Annotated in this window: 17 protein-coding genes; 6 read left to right on the top strand and 11 right to left on the bottom strand. The window is 62.3% G+C overall.

Features of this window, described 5'->3' with window-relative positions; genetic code table 11:
* Nucleotides 1-8: 8 nt before the first annotated feature.
* Nucleotides 9-920 carry a LysR family transcriptional regulator gene (locus FNZ07_RS17015; protein WP_091010911.1) on the bottom strand — a complete coding sequence of 304 codons (912 nt, stop codon included), beginning with the start codon at nt 918-920 and terminating at the stop codon, nt 9-11.
* A gap of 212 nt (nt 921-1,132) precedes the next feature.
* Between FNZ07_RS17015 and FNZ07_RS17010 the strand changes: the two genes are divergently transcribed.
* The 4 genes from FNZ07_RS17010 to FNZ07_RS16995 all read left to right on the top strand — a co-directional run bounded on the left by FNZ07_RS17010 (nt 1,133) and on the right by FNZ07_RS16995 (nt 5,695).
* Nucleotides 1,133-2,074, top strand: coding sequence for an ABC transporter substrate-binding protein (locus FNZ07_RS17010; RefSeq protein WP_091010241.1), 942 nt, complete (start codon nt 1,133-1,135; stop codon nt 2,072-2,074).
* A gap of 62 nt (nt 2,075-2,136) precedes the next feature.
* A complete protein-coding gene (locus FNZ07_RS17005; RefSeq protein WP_091010239.1) occupies nt 2,137-3,342 on the top strand; it encodes an acyl-CoA dehydrogenase family protein in 1,206 nt (401 codons plus the stop codon).
* 43 nt (nt 3,343-3,385) lie between these two features.
* A complete protein-coding gene (locus FNZ07_RS17000; protein WP_091010910.1) occupies nt 3,386-4,498 on the top strand; it encodes an LLM class flavin-dependent oxidoreductase in 1,113 nt (370 codons plus the stop codon).
* A gap of 120 nt (nt 4,499-4,618) precedes the next feature.
* Nucleotides 4,619-5,695: a hybrid sensor histidine kinase/response regulator gene (locus FNZ07_RS16995; RefSeq protein ID WP_091010237.1), complete on the top strand. Its 1,077-nt coding sequence runs from the start codon at nt 4,619-4,621 to the stop codon at nt 5,693-5,695.
* A gap of 12 nt (nt 5,696-5,707) precedes the next feature.
* Here the strand turns inward: FNZ07_RS16995 and FNZ07_RS16990 are convergent, their stop codons facing one another.
* Genes FNZ07_RS16990 through FNZ07_RS16975 form a run of 4 tightly spaced genes read right to left on the bottom strand, consistent with a single transcriptional unit; the run spans nt 5,708 to nt 9,766 of the window.
* A complete protein-coding gene (locus tag FNZ07_RS16990; protein WP_091010235.1) occupies nt 5,708-6,754 on the bottom strand; it encodes an ABC transporter substrate-binding protein in 1,047 nt (348 codons plus the stop codon).
* A gap of 51 nt (nt 6,755-6,805) precedes the next feature.
* Nucleotides 6,806-7,654 carry an ABC transporter ATP-binding protein gene (locus FNZ07_RS16985; protein WP_091010233.1) on the bottom strand — a complete coding sequence of 283 codons (849 nt, stop codon included), beginning with the start codon at nt 7,652-7,654 and terminating at the stop codon, nt 6,806-6,808.
* Nucleotides 7,648-8,724: an ABC transporter permease gene (locus FNZ07_RS16980; RefSeq protein WP_091010231.1), complete on the bottom strand. Its 1,077-nt coding sequence runs from the start codon at nt 8,722-8,724 to the stop codon at nt 7,648-7,650. Before FNZ07_RS16980 ends, FNZ07_RS16985 begins: the two co-directional genes overlap by 7 nt.
* Nucleotides 8,725-8,740: 16 nt before the next feature.
* Nucleotides 8,741-9,766: an ABC transporter substrate-binding protein gene (locus tag FNZ07_RS16975; protein ID WP_091010229.1), complete on the bottom strand. Its 1,026-nt coding sequence runs from the start codon at nt 9,764-9,766 to the stop codon at nt 8,741-8,743.
* A gap of 358 nt (nt 9,767-10,124) precedes the next feature.
* Here FNZ07_RS16975 and FNZ07_RS16970 point away from each other — a divergent pair, with 358 nt between their 5' ends.
* Together FNZ07_RS16970 and FNZ07_RS16965 are read left to right on the top strand one after the other, a co-directional pair.
* The gene (locus FNZ07_RS16970; protein ID WP_091010227.1) at nt 10,125-10,526 is read left to right on the top strand and encodes a hypothetical protein; all 402 of its coding nucleotides are present in this window, start codon (nt 10,125-10,127) and stop codon (nt 10,524-10,526) included.
* A 630-nt stretch (nt 10,527-11,156) separates the two neighbouring features.
* On the top strand, nt 11,157-12,026 hold the full coding sequence (locus FNZ07_RS16965; protein ID WP_091010225.1) for a PhzF family phenazine biosynthesis protein: 870 nt from the start codon (nt 11,157-11,159) through the stop codon (nt 12,024-12,026).
* Between the two features lie 353 nt (nt 12,027-12,379).
* Here FNZ07_RS16965 and FNZ07_RS16960 read toward each other — a convergent pair whose 3' ends face one another.
* From FNZ07_RS16960 to FNZ07_RS16935, 6 genes are all read right to left on the bottom strand, one after another.
* Nucleotides 12,380-13,420 (bottom strand): LacI family DNA-binding transcriptional regulator, encoded by a 1,041-nt coding sequence (locus FNZ07_RS16960; protein WP_091010223.1) that lies wholly within the window; start codon nt 13,418-13,420, stop codon nt 12,380-12,382.
* 61 nt (nt 13,421-13,481) lie between these two features.
* Nucleotides 13,482-14,594: an ABC transporter ATP-binding protein gene (locus FNZ07_RS16955; RefSeq protein ID WP_091010221.1), complete on the bottom strand. Its 1,113-nt coding sequence runs from the start codon at nt 14,592-14,594 to the stop codon at nt 13,482-13,484.
* Nucleotides 14,595-14,597: 3 nt separating this feature from the next.
* The gene (locus FNZ07_RS16950) at nt 14,598-15,503 is read right to left on the bottom strand and encodes a carbohydrate ABC transporter permease (protein WP_091010219.1); all 906 of its coding nucleotides are present in this window, start codon (nt 15,501-15,503) and stop codon (nt 14,598-14,600) included.
* Nucleotides 15,503-16,417 (bottom strand): carbohydrate ABC transporter permease, encoded by a 915-nt coding sequence (locus FNZ07_RS16945; protein WP_091010217.1) that lies wholly within the window; start codon nt 16,415-16,417, stop codon nt 15,503-15,505. Before FNZ07_RS16945 ends, FNZ07_RS16950 begins: the two co-directional genes overlap by 1 nt.
* A 7-nt stretch (nt 16,418-16,424) precedes the next feature.
* Entirely contained in the window at nt 16,425-17,681 is a 1,257-nt protein-coding gene (locus FNZ07_RS16940; protein WP_091010215.1) for an ABC transporter substrate-binding protein, read from the bottom strand.
* A 62-nt stretch (nt 17,682-17,743) separates the two neighbouring features.
* On the bottom strand, nt 17,744-19,156 hold the full coding sequence (locus FNZ07_RS16935; RefSeq protein ID WP_407670640.1) for a GH1 family beta-glucosidase: 1,413 nt from the start codon (nt 19,154-19,156) through the stop codon (nt 17,744-17,746).
* Nucleotides 19,157-19,216: the final 60 nt, after the last annotated feature.

Genomic DNA, 19,216 nt, shown 5'->3' with positions numbered 1-19,216 from the left:
GGACACACTCAGGCGGCGCGCGCCACCCGCGCCGCCTTGAAGCGCTGCTCGATACTCGCCGACAGCACCGCAAGCGCGGCCTGCAGTTTGCCGAGCGCGCGCGAGCGCACCATCCACACGGCAATTTCCGGCTTGAAGTCGCTCAGCTGGATCACGTCGAGTTGCGCCGCGTGCGGACTTGCGTGCAACAACGGCAACGGCACGAGACCGAGCCCCACACCTTCGGCCACCAGCCCCAGTTGCAACTCGGTGCCGAACGTTTCGAGGTTCAGTTTGAGCGTCAACCCCTGACTCGCGAGCGCATGCTGCAGCCCCGCGCGAAACCCGCAACCGTCCGGGTTCAACACCCACCCGAAGGCGTGACATTCCGCCAGCGAATACACGCGCCGCTTCAAGCTGCCCTTCTTCGCCACCACGGCAAGCTTCAACGCACCGAGCGCGTCGGCCTGCAACGTGTCCGGAAAACTGCGGTTTGCCGGCAACAGCATCACGGCCGCATCGAGCGTGCCTTCATCGAGTTTTTGCAGCAACTGCGCGCCCCACCCTGTGGATATGCGCGCCTGCAACTCCGGATGTGCGAGCTTCAGTTCGCGCAATGCGTCGAGCAGCGCGACGTCGGCAACCGTCTGCGCAACGCCGAGCCGCAATACACCGGCAAGCGGTGCATCGACTGCAACGAGTTCGCGCAGCACGTCCATCTCGCGCACGATCGCGCGACACTGTTCGTAGACCACGATCCCCATCGGCGTCGGCTTCAACGGTTTGGTATTGCGATCGAGCAGCTCGACGCCGAGCGCTTCCTCGAAGTTCTGCAAACGCCGCGTCACGGCAGGTTGTGTCAATTCAAGCGAACTGGCTGCCTGGTTGAGCGACTGGCAACGCACGACGGCGACGAACGCCTCGATGTCATCGAGCTTCATTGAATCGATTCTCTGTTGAAAAAAGCCGGCCGGATCGCGGCAATGCGAATGAGCGTACCGTACGCGCGGCGCGTTCGTCCAGAGAAGCGCACGCATCCGCGGCATTTCGTCTTTGCATATTTAGAAAGCAGAACAATGCGTTTGCCTTATAACGAGCGCGTACGTATCGTGGACTGCCTGTTTGTCCGCTCCTGTCTCTTCATCGGTTCTCTATGCGCGTTCTGCTCGCCTCCCTGTTGCTCGCCGTGCTGCCTTCCGTGCTTCCCGCGGCAAGTCACGCCGCTACCGAAACCGTGCTCAAGGTCGGCGACCAGCAACTCCAGACGCGCGGCGTGCTCGAAGCATCCGGCCAGTTGAAGGACGTGCCGTACAAGATCGAGTGGTACAACTTTCCTGCGGCGCAGCCGCTTGGCGAAGCGCTGAACGCGGGCGCGATCGACGTCGGCGGGCTCGGCGACGCGCCGCTGATCTTCGCGTATGCCGCCGGCGCGCGCGTGCGTGCGGTGGCCGCGACGCGTTCGCAGCCGGTCGATTTGGCAATCGTCGTGCCCGAGAATTCACCCATCAAAAGCGCCGCCGATCTAAAGGGCAAGCGCATCGCTACCACGCGCGGCTCGATCGGCCACTACCTCACCATTGCGACGCTCGAACGCGCGGGCATCAAGCTCTCCGATGTCTCGTTGCGCTTCATGCAGCCCGCGGACGCGAAGGCCGCGCTCGCTACCGGTAACGTCGATGCATGGTCGACGTGGGACCCGTACGTGGCCCTCGCCGAACTGCGCGACCACGACCGCAGCATTGCGAACGGCGTGGGCGTATCGTCGGGTCTGAGCTTCCAGGCAGCGACTGACGAATCGATCAAGGCCAAGCACGCGCAGATCGAAGACTTCCTGCACCGTGTGGCGATCGGGCAGCGCTGGGCGCTCGCGCATCCCGATGAGGTCGCGGCGATGCAGTCGCAGGTCACGGGCCTGCCCACCGACGTGCTGAAGACCGTCTATCAACGCGCACAGTTGCATCCGGTTGCCATCGACGACAGCCTGATCGCCGAACAGCAAAAAACTGCCGACCTGTACCACCGCGCCGACGTCATCAAGGCACCGTTGAACGTGACGCCGAGCTTTGACCGGCAATTTGGTTTTAGTGACCACTAGCAAGCACTGATGTGCCCTGATGCGTGCTGACGCTTCATGGTCGCACGCCCCTGGAACCACCGATGACCATCCGCCACCCCGACACCGCGCTATCCGATGTGCGACCCGACGCCGACGCGCACGCTGCGCTCGCGGACCTCGACAGCGCAGCCGCCGATGCATGGCTCTCCACGCTCAGCGATACATTCGCCGCAGGCGCCGCAGAACTCGACCGTGGCGCACTATTTCCGCACGACAATCTCGCGCGTCTGCATGGCGCCGGTCTTCTTGCGTTGACGGTGCCGAGTGCGCTCGGCGGTCGTGGTGCAACGCTCGCGCAGACGCTCAAGGTGATCCGCGCGGTGGCACGCGGCGAGCCGTCTACCGCGTTGATACTCGTCATGCAGTACCTGTATCACCTGCGTCTGCAAGCCAATCCGAACTGGCCCGTAGCGCTCAAAGAGCGCGTGGCGCGCGATGCCGTCGAGCACGGCGCACTGATCAACTCGTTGCGCGTCGAACCGGAACTGGGCTCGCCATCGCGGGGGGGTCTGCCTGCTACTGTCGGTGCGCGGACCGGTGACCATTGGGTACTCAACGGCCGCAAGATTTATTCGACCGGCAGTCCCGGCCTCACCTGGTTGGCAGTGTGGGGGCGCACTGACGAAATCACACCGCGCGTTGGAACGTGGCTCGTGCATCGCGATTCACCGGGCATCCGTTTCGGCGAACCGTGGAATCACCTGGGCATGCGCGCCACAGGCAGCCACGAAGTGATCTTTGAAAACGTACGCGTCCCATTCGATCAAGCCGTCGATCTACAGTTACCGGGACCCGGCATCGGCAGTCTCGATCCGCTCACCGCGGTGTGGATGAACGTGCTGCTGCCTGCTGTCTACGATGGCGTGGCACGCGCCGGGCGCGACTGGTTCGCACAATGGGCCGCTACGCGCGTGCCGTCCGGACTCGCCGCGCCGCTGTCGAGCCTCGATAGTTTCCAGCAGACGCTCGGACGCATCGATGCGTTGCTCTTCAACAACCGCGTGCTGCTCGATGCAGGCGCGCGCGGCGACATCGCGTCTACGGATGCGCCGGTTATCAAGTATCTGGTCAGCCGCCAGGCGATCGAGGCCGTCGAACTCGCACTGGAAGCGAGCAGCAATCCTGGCTTGAGCCGCAACAACCCGCTCGAGCGCCACTATCGCGACGTGCTGTGCGCACGCATCCACACGCCGCAGAACGACACCGTGCTCGGCAATCTGGGCCGCGCGGGTTTCGCGGCACGCTAACACTCTGCCGGAATCCGGCGCATTCGAAACAGGAGTCGAGATGATGAGCGTCGAATTCATAGGCTACGTGAGCCACCAGGAGTCGAGTGAGATCCGTCTGCCGCACGGGCCAGCAGTGAATCCGCCGTATATCGCGGCTGTTGCGCAGGCGCATGAATACGGCGGCTTCGATCGCGTGCTGATCGCGCATTCGAGCGCATCGCCGGATGGTTTTCAGATCGCATCGTTTGTCGCACAGCAGACGAAACGCCTCGGCATCCTGCTCGCGCACCGGCCCGGTTTCGTTGCACCGACGCTCGCCGCACGCCAGCTCGCGACGCTCGATCACTTCAGCGCGGGCCGCGCGGCCGTGCACATCATCTCGGGCGGCGACGACGTCGAGCAGCAGCGCGACGGCGATTTTCTGACGCACGACGAACGCTATCAGCGCACCGACGAGTATCTCGACGTCGTCAAGCGCGCATGGACCAGCGACACACCGTTCGATCACACCGGCACGTACTACCATGTGGTCGGCCATCGGTCGCAGGTACGGCCGCTGCAGCAGCCGCATCTGCCGGTGTACTTCGGCGGCTCGTCCGACGCGGCGATCGCGATAGCCGGCAAGCACGCCGACGTGTACGCACTGTGGGGTGAATCGCTTGCGCAGGTGGCCGAGACGATCGCACGCGTGCGCGCGGCGGCCGCGGTTTATGGGCGCGACAAACACATCCGCTTCAGCCTGTCGCTGCGTCCGATCATCGCGGCCAACGAAGAGGACGCATGGGCGCGCGCGGATTCGATTCTCGAACGCGCGAAGGAAGTCGTCACACGCTCACCGAATTTCACGCGTCGGCCGAAAGATCCACAGAATATCGGTTCGCAGCGCTTACTGGCCGAAGCCGCGAAAGGCACGATCGTCGATACGCGTCTGTGGACCGGCATCGCCGCACTGACGCGTGCCGCGGGCAATTCGACAGCGCTGGTCGGCACGCCGCAGCAAGTAACGGATGCGCTGCTCGAATATCGCAAGCTCGGTGTGTCGACGTTTCTGATCCGCGGTTTCGATCCGCTCGAAGATGCGCTTGCATATGGGCGCGATCTGTTGCCGCTCGTGCGTGCGGCCGTGGCGCAAGCCGATGCGCAGGTCTCATCGCGTGAAGTGGCAACGGCGTAAGCCGGAGTAATCTGCGGCAGGGTCGTAAAAAGACACGCGATTGGCAATAGCGCTAACATAGCGAACGGTTTGTGCTTACAGAAATTACATCGCCCCGTTCACTGTTTTCGTATATAGCCGATGGATCCATCCGCAACCTTGCTGTCGTCATCCGCGTCGGTGCTGCTCGTCGACGATCAACCGATCGTCGGCGAGATGGTCGCGCGAGCACTGGCAAACGAAAGCGATATCGAGCTTCATCTCTGCTACGACGGCCGCGAAGCCGTCTCGGTCGCGCGCGAACTCAAGCCTACGGTGATCTTGCAGGATCTGGTCATGCCTGGCGTCGAAGGACTCGACGTCGTACGTAGCTATCGCGCCGATCCTGCTACGGCGCACATTCCGGTCATCGTGCTGTCGTCGCGCGAACAACCGATCATCAAAAGCGCGGCCTTCGTTGCCGGCGCAAGCGACTACCTCGTCAAGCTTCCCGATGCGATCGAGCTGATCGCGCGGATTCGCTACCACTCGAACTCGTATATCGCGGCGCTTCAACGCAATGAAGCGCTCGACTTTCTATCGCACGACATGCGCTCGCCGCTTGCTTCGATCCTCGCATTGATCGAAACGCATCGCGGCAAACCGGAACCACAGCAGGCGCTGCTCGAACGCATCGCGTCGCACGCCAGCACTGCGCTGGCGCTCGCGGATGGCTTCGCTCATCTGGCGAGAGCGCAATCCGAATGGTTGCACGTCGAAGAATTCGATCTCGGCGATCTCGTTGAAGTAGCCGCCGACCAGTTGTGGGAGAAGGCGCAGGCGAGGCACTCGCGAATCTCGGTGAACATACCTGCGCAGGCGCATCCTTTTGTCGGCGACCGGTTGATGTTGACGCGCGCCGTGTCGAATCTCATCGACAATGCGCTCAAGTACGGGCCGGCTGGGTCGGAGGTACGTTGCACGCTTGCTGGATCTGAGGGTACCTGGTCGATCAGCGTCGAAGACGAAGGACCCGGTATTCCGGAAAGCGCACACGAGAAAGCGTTGCAGCGCTTCGGCAGATTGCCTTCGCATGTGGCGAGCAACGTCGACGGTTATGGGCTCGGTCTCGCCTTCGTCAACGTCGCGGCGATGAAACATCATGGGTCGGTGGCAATGCGGCGGGCGGACACGGGGTTTGCGGTGACGCTGTTGCTGCCGCGAACTGCTGCTGCGTAGCCGATACTGCTGCTAAGCGAGCACGTCCGAAAACACCCGTGCCGAAAACCGGTTTGAATCCGTCCCGCTGTTCAGCACACCGACCGTCTTCAGATCGTCCGCATAGAGCGCGATCTCTTTCCTGAACGCATCGCCAACCGGATGATGTTTGTCGGTATGACTCTTCAGCATCGCCGTGAGCTGCCCGACGTCCGCCGACGGCGCATACGCGGAGAATATCGCCGCCGCATCCGCCGGGTTGTTTGCTGTCCACTCAGTCGCCTCAAGCAACGCTTGAGTCAGCGCCTGCGCGGTCGCGCGGTCCTTGCGCACCAGCGTGCCACGCACACCGAGTACGCAACAGACGCGGTTCTGATATTCGCCGCACAGGTTGTTCGACACTTCGTATAAGTGATCGGATTCGCGCAGCGTCCAGATGGTCGGATCGCCATCGGCGATGGCGTGCACCTCGCCCTTCTTCAACGCAACGCCGAGCAGGTTGGCCGGATACTGGCGCCATTGCACCTCGTTGTCGGGATCGATGCCGATCTTCTTCAGCGTGATCGCAAAGAAATTCTTCGCGGGACTCGCCATGTCGCTGACGCCGACCGTGCGTCCTTTGAGCCCGGCCAGATCGACGATGCCCGACGTGCGCGTAGCGAGCAACCGCATGCAACCGCCATGAATGCCCGCGGTGAGTTTGACGTCGAAACCTTGTTCGAGCGGCTTGATCCAGCGCAGCGCCATGCCGACGCCCGCATCCGATTTGCCGGTGGCGATCGCTTCGAGCAGCTGATCGGTGGAACCGGCGAAGTTGATCAGCTCGACCTGCAAGCCGTGGCGTTTGAAGAAGCCCTGCTTCACCGCGACCGGTACCGGGGCGGTACAGATTGCGCCGGCGTTCCACGACAGCTTGAGCGGCTTGAGTGTGTTGTCGGCCGCATTGTCCGCGTACGCGAGTGGTCCCGACAGACCCAGCGACACACCGCCTAGTGCGGTTGCGCCCGCGGCCCACGCAGTTCTACGCAACCAGGCACGGCGCTCGGAGTTGATCGGTGTTGTATCGTCGAAAGTGTCCATGGTGCTGCATTCCCCTTTGTGTAGCGTTCTATGTTGTGACGTGCGGGCCGCTCATGCGTCGAGCCCAAGCTGCGCCAGCACCTGCCGGCGCAACGCCACCAGCTTCGGATCGTCGCGATGCCGCGGATACGGCGCGTCGTTGCGCACCTCAGTGAGGATGCGTGCCGGTCGCTCGCTAAGCACGATCACGCGGTTGGCCACGACGAGCGCTTCTTCGACGTCGTGCGTGACGAACAGCACCGAGAAACGCGCGGCCTGCCACAAGCGCACGAGCTCCCCCTGCATGCGGATACGCGTCAATGAATCGAGCTTGCCGAATGGCTCGTCGAGTACCAGTAGCGCCGGGTCGTTGACGAGCGCACGGGCGAGCGCCGCACGCTGCGCCATGCCACCCGATAACTGATGCGGAAACGCGTCGGCAAACTCAGACAAGCCAACCAGTTCAAGCGCGGCATCGATCCGTTCGTCGATGTTGCGTGAATCATTGTTATCGCTGCGCTTGCCGCCACGCCGCGCGCGCCGTTGCGCCTCAGGTCCGATACCGACGTTGCCGCGCACCGTGCGCCACGGGTACAACGTCGGGTCCTGAAACACCACGACACGCGAAGGATCGGGCCCGTCGATCGGCGCACCATCGGCGAGCAGGCTGCCGCGCGTCGGCTTGTCGAGCCCTGCGACCAGTCGCAGCAAGGTCGACTTGCCACAGCCACTCGCGCCGAGTAGCGCAACGAATTCACCCGGTTCGACGGACAGGTCGATGTCGTCGAGCACATCGAGCGCCGCACCGCGCAACGCAAACCGGTGGCTGACGTGGCGCACGTCGATACGTGCGCCGGCGCGTTGAGTCGCGGTCTTATCGCTGACCACAACGGAAGCGGAAGCCGAAGAGGAAGTCACCATTTGAGCAAACCCTTTTGCCACGCGAGCAAGCGGTCGCGCAACCGGAACAGCAGCGTGATCAGACCCGAGCACATCAGTGCCATCACGAGCAGTGCGGCGTACATGTTCGAGTAAGCGGCCCAACCTTGTGCCCATTGCAGATACCAGCCGAGCCCTGCTTTCACACCCATCATCTCGGCGACGATCAGCACCGAGAACGATGCACCAAGCCCCATGAACAACCCGACGAACACCGACGGCAACGCCGCGGGAATCGCCACCTTCAGGATCAGAAAACCTGGGCGTGCACCGAGCGTGCGCGCAACGTCGTAATACGCCGGGTTGACGCCGGCCACACCCGACCACGTCAGCACGGCAACCGGAAACGCAGTGGCCAGCGCGATCAGGAACACGCTTGCGCTAAAGCTCGACGGAAAGAAGAAGAAGGCGAGTGGCAACCAGGCGGTGGCGGGCAACGGCCCGATCAGCCGCAGCACCGGATGCAGCCAGTAGCCGACGGCGCGCGACCAGCCGATGCTCACGCCGGTGACGAACCCGGTCGCCGCGCCAATCACATAGCCATACGCGAGCAGCCCGAGCGAATGCGCGACACTCGATGCAAGGCGCGGAAAGTCGTCGAAGAACACTGCGATCAACGCTTGCGGCGGTGCGAAGAACGGGCGCGGCAACCATTCGAGCTTCGCGGTCGCTACTTCCCACGCACCGATGCCCAACGCAAGCGCGAGCAACCAGGGTGCCGCGACGAGCCACGTTTCGGCGTACGTGCGCTTGCTTTGCGCATCGTGTTTGCTGTCTGCTTCATTGGTACGTTCGGCCGCTATTACCGCGGCGCGCCAGCCCGCAATCCCAATCGATGCGGCAAGTACCGCCAGCACGAGCTTCAGAACGAGCAGCTCCTGCGTATACGGCCAGTCGTCGAGATTCGGCCACCACTGCGTGAGCGCAGCGCTACCGGCCCACGCGAACGCGGCCAGCGCAGCGATCCGCACGCGACGTGTCGTCTCGCGAGACAACACGATTGAACGCCGCGATGCGACCGGAGAATCGAGAAACTCGGATTGTGTGGACATGACGGTCGGAGTGGCTTCACGCCGCGGCGAGTTGAGTATCGGAGATCGATCGCACGTCGATGCGACGTGGCAGGATTGCGTCGCGATACGCGCTGTCGGCGACCTTTTGCAGCGACGCGATGTCGGTGGCGCTGACGAAGTGCTGCTTCAACGATGCGCGCGCGGTGATCTGCTTCGCTGCTGCAAGTGGTGCGCGGGTGAGCGACGCGTAGATCTGCGCATACGCATCGGGGTTCGCAAGCGCCCAGTCGCCGGCACGCTGAAAACGCAGCAGAACATCCGTGATGGCAGCGCGTTTGTGCGGGTCCGCGGCCGCGCTACCCGACGCCGTGATAAAGCCAAGCCCGCTATTGATACCGGTGCCGTCGCGCAGGATGCGCGCGCCGCGCTGCACGGCGATGCCGTAGTACGGATCGAAGGTGGCCCACACGTCGATCGCACCGGATGCGAACGCGGCGAAAGCATCGACGGGTAGTACGAAGCGCACCGATACGTCGTTGCGCGACAGCCCCGCTTCGGCGAGCGCACCATACAACTGGTACTGCGAAATGCTGCCGCGCGCCGACGATACGAACACCGTGCGCCCCTTCAGATCGGCAACGCTGCGCAGCTTCGAATTTTCCGGCACGAGGATGCCGAGCTGCGAGCCCGAACCGACGCGTGCCGCGACGATCTTCAGCGTCGGATCGCCGACCGCAGCGGCGAGCACCGGCAGGTCGCCGGCCGGCGCGAGATCGACAGCACCCGAGCGCTGCGCTTCGAACAACGGCGCCGCGCCCTGGAAGTTGGCCCAGTGAAATGCGTAAGGCGTGCCGTCCAGTACTTTTGCCGCTTCGGCGAGCGCACGTGTGCCGCCGGCTTGATCGCCGAGCACGAGCGTGACGGAGGAAAGATCGGTGGTCGCCGCGCGTGCGTCGGCGCTGGAGAATGCACCGAGGGCAACCGCTGCTGGTGCCGCGCCGAGCAGGCGTAGCGCGCGTCGGCGAGTCAACAGAAATTCGTGGTCGGGAACGGTCGTAAAAGCAGGAACGGAAGCGGCCATAAATCCTCGCGGGGCAATGTCATCGCACAGAGTAGCGAGCCATCGCGCCGTTGAGAATTATCCAATTCCGATATGTTTATATCGCTTTAATATTTATGCTTTGCATATTTTGAAATGCTGCTTCAGCGTCGGGATTGTCGTTGATGCTAGGGTAGGTGCGACTGCCGCCACAGTTGTGCGACTGAGAGTCGAAGTTGGTGCGACTGGTCTACATGGTCGTGTGGCGCCAGAATCGCGTCGTCTGCTGCACCTTGACCGAATCGGGCCGCATCGACCCTGTCTCCAGAATTAGCGACAATGGTGCCAGTATCCACAGCCTACTTACCCCAAGCTGCTACCAATCCATTCGGAAGAGCCCATGCGAGAAACAGACACAATCGCGCTAATCGTCGACCCCGATTTCGGTGCCTTAGTTGATGATATTGCCGCGAAGGTGGCCCATACGTGGATCGTTGACTCTGACGAGAACTGCGCAGCCGTCAAAGAGATCTGGCAATCATCAACGAGGCCGCTCGACCAGACGATGAAGAACGGAATCACGACTTTCCGCCGATACGGTGCGGATCGAGAAAGCTGGTGTGACGCTGTTCTGGATTCAATAGAAGACCACCACGATAGTCGCAGAGGAAATCCCGGTTACGCTCTGCTCGAGGTCTACGGAACACCTCTTACTGATCGACTCCGGAGCTCACTTATCGAATGCGGGTTCTCGACGTTCACCGCAACTGATTTCGGCTTCCGTGCTGAGAAAGTCGAGTAAACCGGCATTTCCTAGGTTAGGCATTCCATGCCGCGCGAATCCTATCTGCGACCTACAACGATAGCCTGGTGGTAAATAGCTCTCAGGCGAACGATCCGAATCGTAGCCCGCGACCGGCCGTTAATGAGAAAGCTGAAAGTCTGACGTGGGTCGACCTCAGCCCGCTGCGTGGGGCGGTACTCGGCCATCATGAGCCGCTCGTCGAGAGGTTTGGCTGGACATTCCAGCGGCGGAGGCAACTGGAAAGCGGTCACTCGTTTGGTATCATCAATCGACCTTAACCCGTTTTTCCCAATCAAAAATTCTGTGGCACGCGATCGACGTGCGGAGCTTTGCCTTCGCCAGGCAAGAAGATCGCACCCAGGAGGTGCGTAGGCTATACAAAATGCGCCAGAGAACATCGCCGACAGAACTCTCGCGTCGGTGATCTCCGATGACCTTTGCGTTTCTGTGCCGTTTATCGGACTTGCGAATGGCGCAGCGTGGGATGATTGTGTCGAATACTATTTTCGCTGCCCGAACGGCAATGAAAATTCTTCATTGCATGCGGAAACGTACCGCGGCAACGGTGGTTACTGCAAACCGCCAGGCGTCCATTTCACCGATTCCACCACTTGAGCGTTACTAACCATGACTACGACAGAACACCGTGTTGCGCTGTCCAGCCCCTTCCCTGTCGAACGATTGGCGTCGTTCGCAGATGGCAATGCCGGCGGCAATCCCGCCGGGGTTGTAATTTGCGAGGCGCTGCCGGATGCCGCCGCCATGCAGGCAATCGCAGCGGAGGTCGGCTATTCCGAAACGGCATTTGCTGCGCCGCTTGACGGTACCTGGCGGGTACGTTATTTCGCACCCGAAATCGAGGTTCCGTTCTGTGGACATGCGACCATCGCGCTGGGAGCTGCACTTGCTCGGCGTGAAGGAGATGGCTTGTTCCACCTGCGCCTCAACCAGGTGGAAATCACGGTCGAAGGAAGGCGGGACGGTGCAACATTGGTCGCCGCCTTACAGTCGCCGCCGACCCACAGTGAGCCAGCACCGCCTGATTTGGTACGCGATGCACTGGTACTGTTTGGCTATACGCAGGCGGACCTTGATCCGCGTCTACCACCTGCGATTGCGGAAGGTGGCGCGAAGCACCTCGTCCTTGCACTCGCCACGCGTACCCGCTTATCTGAAATGCATTATGACCTCGATGTCGGCCGCGAACTGATGCTTGCACATGGGTTTGCCACTATCGCGCTGGTGTACGCAGAGCACCAACGGTTGTTTCACGCTCGCAATCCGTTCGCTGCGGGCGGTGTGTACGAAGACCCTGCGACCGGAGCCGCAGCGGCGGCCCTAGCTGGCTATCTACGGGATGCAAGGTGGCTACGAGATGGAGCTGTCGACATCATCCAAGGCGAGGACATGGGGATGCCGAGCCGTATTCACATGGAGATTCCACCTGAAATGGGCTCCAGCATACGGGTGTCAGGCGCGGTTCGCTCACTGGATTAATGCGGCCCACGAGCATTATCGGCCGCTCTGGCACCACTGACGCAATTTGACCGATATCGATTGACTGCATCTCCACTGTCCCGGTATCAGTTCTGATCTAGACTGCGCGGCCGGTCGACCTCCGAAACCAGCCAGTCAATTCTCCGCTCGCGAGTGGCAACTTCGGGTCGATTTCGGCCGATCGACTCCGCGACATGCGACAACATTGACACGAGCGTAGACCAGTCGCACGAACTTTGGCGCTCCGCTCCAGCAAATGCGGCGCGGCTACGCGTAAGCCTTTGCATATGCAATGTGCGCGCTCGCGTTAGCCACGACGCCCCACGATAGCAATTCATGCAACTTGCGAAACGTCACCGCTTCTTCCCGCGCCCCTTCTTCGACTGTGCCGACACCGCCCCAACCGAGGCGCGCATCGTCACCGTGATCGGGAACTCGCGCACGATGTCGTTCGTGGTTCCGTAGCATTGGTTCAGCAGCCAGCGCACCGCGTTCTGCGTGAGCTCCGCCGTGGGCATGTGCACCGAGGTCAGCGCCGGCGACGAGTATGGCGCCGAATAATCGTCGTCGTAGCCGATCACCGAAACGTCCCCGGGTATCGACAGCCCCGCCTGCTGCAAACGGGCCAGCGCGCTCACCGCCATCGAGTCGTTCGCGCAGAACAACCCGGTAAACGACCGCCCGGTGTCGAGCAGCGTCTGTGCCGCGGCATAACCGCCTTCAGCCGAGAAGTCCGATTCGATCAACACGACATCCTCGCGCTCGATACCCGCGCGCGCCAGTTCCGCGAAAAATCCGTCAAGCCGGATCAGGTTGTCCGACGCGCTCGACGGCCCCGCGATCACCGCAATCTCGCGATGCCCGTGATCGAGCAGCGTGCGCGCCGCCAGTTCGCCGCCGCGCCGGTGGTCCGGGCAAAACGACGCATCGGGCAACTGTGCGAAGCCACGGTTGAGGAACGCCATCCGCGGATGCAACGCGTGCAGCATGATCAGATCTTCGTCATGCAGATCGTGGCTGATGACGACGACGCCGTCGCAATCGCGGGCAATCAGAAAGCGCACTGCCTCGATCGCCTGCTCGCGGGCCGACACCTCGCCGCAACCGGTCGCGACCACCACGTGACGATGCACGTTGCGTAGTTCGGTATCGGTCTGCTTGAGGATCGTGCCGTAGTACGGGCCGAAAAAAGTCGGCACGAAGATGCCGATCACGCCGAGCGAGCGCGTCGCCATCGCGCGACCGATCGACGAAGGCCGGAAGTTCAGCTCCGCGATTGCGGCCTGGACGCGCGCCACCGCATCGGCCGATACCGGTCCTTTGCCGGAAAGCGCGCGCGATGCGGTCGAGAGGCCGACGCCCGCGCGCTCTGCCACGTCTTTCAAGGTTGCCACGCACACTCCATCGGATCTGAACGCAACTAAAAACGCCGTCTATCGATGCATCGTGGCTACGCTACAGGCGCGCGCCACTGGCTTCGTCGAACAGCGAAATATGCGCGCCGTCGAACGAGAATCCGAACGCATCGCCGGAAGCGACGGGTGTCTTGTCCTGATCGATCGACGCGATCTGTATGCCATGATAGTCGAGCCAGATAACCTGATGGTTGCCCATCGGTTCGACGAGGGTGACGGCGCCGCGTTGCGTGCTGTTGGTGTCGTGGCCGTTCGCCCCGTTGATCGCAGCGTTGATCCGCACGTCTTCGGCACGCACACCGAGCACGCAAGGCAGATCTTCCGCAGGCGGACGCTCGAAGCGATACGCAGACACGTCGAGATCGAGCTGCGCCGTACGAAAGCGCACGCTATCGCCATTCCGCTGCAACCGGCCGTTCAACAGGTTCATCGCCGGCGAGCCCAGAAAGGTCGCGACAAACAGGTTATCGGGCCGCGCATAGACTTCGGCTGGCGTACCGATCTGCTGGATCACACCGCCGCGCATCACTGCCATTCGCGTGGCGAGCGTCATCGCTTCCACCTGGTCGTGCGTCACGTAGATCATCGTCGCACCGAGCCGCTGATGTAGCTGCTTCAACTCGCGCCGCAACTCGGTGCGCAGTTTCGCATCGAGATTCGACAACGGTTCGTCGAACAGGAACACATCGGCTTCGCGCACGATCGCGCGGCCGATTGCCACGCGCTGCCGCTGGCCGCCCGATAACTGAGCGGGCTTGCGACGCAGCAGCGGTCCCAGTTGCAGCATCTCGGACGCGCGATTGACGCGCCGTGCGATCTCCGCCTTCGGCGTACCGTTGATCCGCAACGCAAACGAGAGGTTGCGCTCGACGCTCATCGTCGGATAAAGCGCGTACGACTGGAACACGAGCGCGATGCGCCGGTCCTTCGGATCGGCCCACGTCATATCCTCGCCGCCGATCTCGATGCTGCCGCCGGCCACATCGATCAGCCCGGCAATACTGTGCAGCAACGTCGACTTCCCGCAGCCCGATGGCCCGAGCAGCACGACGAACTCGCCGGCCCGCACGTCGAGATCGAGCGCATCGATCACGGCGTTCGCGCCGAGCTGGATTTTCAGGTTGCGGATCGACACATTCGCTACGTTGGCCATGCCCTATCCCTTGACTGCGCCTGAAGCAATGCCGCGGACAAACCAGCGGCCTGAAATAAAGTAGATCGCGAGCGGCACCATCGACGTCAGTATCGTCGCGGCCATGTTGACGTTGTACAAACGCTCGCCGGTCGTCGTGTTGATGATGTTGTTCAGTTGCACGGTCATCGGCAGATTCTTCGTACCGGCAAACACGAGGCCGAGGATGAAGTCGTTCCAGATACCCGTCACCTGCATGATCAGCGCGACGACGATGATCGGCGTCGACATCGGCAGCATCAACTGGATGAAGATGCGCCAGAAGCCGCCGCCGTCGATGCGCGCGGCCTTGAACAGCTCAAGCGGAATCGCTGCGTAGTAGTTGCGGAACAGCAGCGTCATCACCGGCATGCCGAAGATCGTATGGATCACGATGATGCCCGGCAGCGAGCTGAACAGATGCACGCTTGCGAGCACTCGAACGAGTGGATAGATCATCACCTGCACGGGAATAAACGCGCCCATCATCAGCACCGCGAACAGCACACCGGCGCCGCGTGGCCGCCAGAACGATAGCGCATAACCATTCACCGCGCCGATGAAGATCGACACGATGGTGCTCGGCACGACGATGCGCACCGAGTTCCAGAAGCCGACGCGAATCCCGTTGCAGTCGAGCCCCGTGCAGGCCGATTGCCACGCGACGCTCCACGGTTGCAGCGTGAAATGCGCCGGCAGCGCGAGCAGATTGCCGAGCCGGATTTCTTCCATCGGCTTTACCGACGTCACGAGCATCACGTACAACGGCAACAGGAAGAACAGCGCTGCGGTAAGCAGAAACGCGTACACGCCGACGCGTGCCGGTGTGAAACGCGAACGGCGCCGCGCCGCAGTACGCGGCACGCTGGGAGTGGAAATCGTGGTGCTCATCAGACGTCCCTGCGCAGCGCGACACGGCTGCGTGCGTAGAAGATCGGCGCGAGTATTGCGAGCACGGTAGCGAGCAACACGATCGATGCCGCCGACGCGAGCCCGATGTTCGCGCGGCCGAACAGATAGTCCATGATGAACTTCGCCGGCACTTCGCTCGCGGTGCCGGGACCGCCTTGCGTCATCGCGACGACCGCGTCGTACAGCTTGACGACCATCACGAACAGCAGCACGAAGGCGGTGGACATCGACGGTCCGAGCATCGGTATGACGATGCTCGCATAGACGCGCCAGCGCGGAATCCCATCGATGCGCGCAGCCTTCCACAACTCATCATCGATACCGCGCAGCCCTGCGAGCAGCAGCGCCATCACGAGGCCGGACGCCTGCCAGACCGTCGCGATGACGAGCGTGTAGATCACGAAGTCCTGATCGACGATCCAGTCGAAGCTCGCGTGCACGAAGCCGAGCCGGTGCAGCACCTGCTGCACGCCCAGTTCGGGATTGAGGATCCATTGCCAGACGAGCCCGGTCGCGACGAACGACATCGCGTACGGATACAGGAACACAGTACGCAGCGCGCCTTCGGCGACGACACGCTGGTCGATGAAGATCGCGAGCAACAACCCGATCACCATGCACGCGACGATAAAGCACGCGCCGTACACGACGATGTTCTGCAGCGAAACGATCCAGCGGTCGTTCTCGAACAGCCGCACGTACTGCGTCACGCCCGCAAAGCCGCCCGACGGGAACGTACGCGAGAAACTGAGCGAAACGCGCGCCGTCCACAGCATCGTGCCGAGATACGCGAACAGCACGGTCAGCGCCATCGGCAGCAGTGCGACCCACGCGGCCCACGGCAAGCGCCGGCCGAGCGGCTTCGGGCCCCGCTGGATCGTCACGCTACTCATGGCGCGCTCAACCTCCGCTCTTCAGCGCACTGGCGAATGCCTTCTGCGCATCGTCGACGGATTCGTCCTTGTTCCAGAAGTTCGTGATCACGTCCGTCAGCGCGCCTTGCAGGTCAGGCGGAATCAGCATCTCTGGGTTCGGCAGCTGACGCGACTTGTCCTTCATGATCGCGATGCCTTCCTTCGCGCAGATATCGAGGCTGCTCGCATCGACGTCCGGGCGAATCGGGATCGAGCCTTTCTTCGCGCTAAACGCGACCTGCGCGGCCGGCGACGTCATCACCGTCGCGAGCAGTTGCTGCGCCTTGATCGTGTTCGGGTTGTCAGACTTCGGGAACACGAACACGTCGCCCGCCACCATGTACGGCGAATGCGGACCGAAGCCCGGGAAGCAGCCGAAGTCCTTGCCCGCCACCTGGTGCGCCGCCGAGAACTCGCCTTTCGCCCAGTCGCCCATGATCTGCACGCCGGCCTTGCCCGAGATGACGAGCGCGGTTGCGTCGTTCCAGTTACGCCCCGGCGAACCCGGATCGACGTACGCGTGCAGTCGCTTGAAGGCGGTCAGCACGTTCTTGAACGCCGCCGACTTCACCGCGTTCACATCGCGGTCGCGATAGACCTTCAGATACAAATCGGTACCGCCGACATCGGCAAACACCGCATCGAAGGTGATTTTTTCCTGCCACGCCTGACCGCCGAGCGCGAGCGGAATCAGACCGGCGGCCTTTAGCTTGTCGAGGTCGGCGAGGAACTCGTCGTAAGTTTGCGGTTCGCGCGCAATGCCGGCCTTCTGGACCGCCGCCTTCGAATAGAAGAACCAGCTCTGCATGTGGATGTCGACCGGCGCCGCGTAGAAATGGCCGTTCGCCTTGATGCTGTCGAGTATCGATTGCGGGAAAATCGCGTTCCAGTTTTCCTTTGCTGCAACCGAATCGAGGTTGTTCAGCAGACCCTGGTCGATCAGGTCGTGAAACTGCTTCGATGTGTTGAACTGGGCGGCGGTCGGCGCATCGCCGCCGACGATGCGGTTGATCGCCGTCGCACGTGCCTGATCGGCGCCGGCTACCGCGTTGTCGACCCACTGGCCACCGGCCTTGTTGTAGGCATCGGCGAACTGACGGATCGCCGCCGACTCTCCCCCCGAGGTCCACCAGTGAATCACGTTGGCCTTCAGCGGTGCATCGGCCTGTGCCACGATGCCGTGCAACATCAATGCAGCAACGACAGCCGTCACCGCACCCGCGAATTTTCTTCTGCTGTTCATTCCGTCTCCTCCAGGCTTCGTGCCCGAATGTTCAGTCGAGATGCCAACCAGCTCCAACAGACTCAGCCGCGCGCACGGCGCTCGGCAAGAAACTTCGCAATCAGCTCGCCGCTATGTTTGATCGTGCGTTGCTGCGTATCGTAGTCGACATGGACGACACCGAAACGCGGCGCGTAACCGTACGCCCACTCGAAGTTGTCCAGCAGCGACCACACGAAGTAACCGCGAATATCGACTCCCGCCTTGATCGCCTCGTCCACCGCGGCCATATGGCGCTTCAGGAACGCGATGCGCTGCGAGTCGTCGACACGCCCACCGACCACCGCATCGTCCGACGCCATGCCGTTCTCCGTAATATAGACCGGCGGCAGATTGGCATACGTACGATTGAAGCCGATGAGCAGATCGCGCAAGCCGTCCGGGTTCACTTCCCAACCGAGCTGCGTGCGTTCCACGCCTTCGAGCGGCACTTCCGTGAAACCGTGCGCACCATCGCTCTTGACGTTCGAGCGGAAGTAATAGTTTGCGCCGAGAAAATCCATCGACACCGAGATCGTCTCCATATCGCCTTCCAGCACGAGCGGCTCGGTGCCCGGCCACAGCTCGAACAGGTCTTCGGGGTAGCTGCCCTTGAGCAGCGGATCGAGAACCCACGCGTTGTGCTGTACCTCGAACAGATGCGCGGCACGCTGGTCGGCGGGGTGCTCCGAATTCGCGGTGCCTCTCCCGAAGTTCGCGACGAGGCCCTTCTGCGAGCGCGGATCGTTTGCACGCAGTGCCTGCACCGACAGCCCATGACCCAGCAACAGATGATGCATCGCCTGCGTCGCATAACGGCCATTCGTGCGGCCCGGCGCATGACGCCCTTCGGCATAGCCGAGATACGCGGAGCACCACGGCTCGTTGAGCGTGGCCCATGAATCAACCTGGCCTGTCAGTTTGCGGCTCGTCAGGTCGGCGTAATCGGCGAGACGGTACGCAGTGTCGCGATTGAGCCAGCCGCCGCGATCCTCGAGATGCTGCGGCAGGTCCCAGTGGTACAGCGTGACGAAGGTCTTGAGTCCCTTCTCCTTCAGCCGGCCGAGCAGTCGCTTGTAGAAGTCGATTCCCTTCGCGTTCGGCCGCCCTGCTTCGTCCATCACGCGCGGCCACGCGATCGAGAGACGGTACGCCTCGAAGTTCAGTTGTGTCAGCAGGTCGAGATCGCTCTCCCACCGATGATAGTGATCGCAGGCGAACTCGCCGGTCTGGCCGCCGACCACCTTGCCCGGCGTCGCCGAGAAGGTGTCCCAGATCGACGGCAAGCGACCGTCTTCGTGAATCGCGCCTTCGATCTGATACGAAGCCGTTGCCGCGCCGAGCAGGAAGTCCTTGCGCCACAGAGACGAATCGGCGGGCGGGGTGAAGGCGTCGGGTTGGGACGTTGCCGCGCTGCCTGCGTGCGGATCGGTGGGGGCGATGGTTGCGTCGTGTATCACAGGCTCTCCTGCGCGAAATCGTTGAACGGGAGTCACCGCACGGAACCGGTTACGGAT

It is taken from the genome of Paraburkholderia megapolitana (assembly GCF_007556815.1).
Classification (GTDB): Bacteria; Pseudomonadota; Gammaproteobacteria; order Burkholderiales; family Burkholderiaceae; genus Paraburkholderia; species Paraburkholderia megapolitana.
Note: the sequence above shows the minus strand (reverse complement) of the source record. Positions and strands in the feature narration are given on the sequence as shown.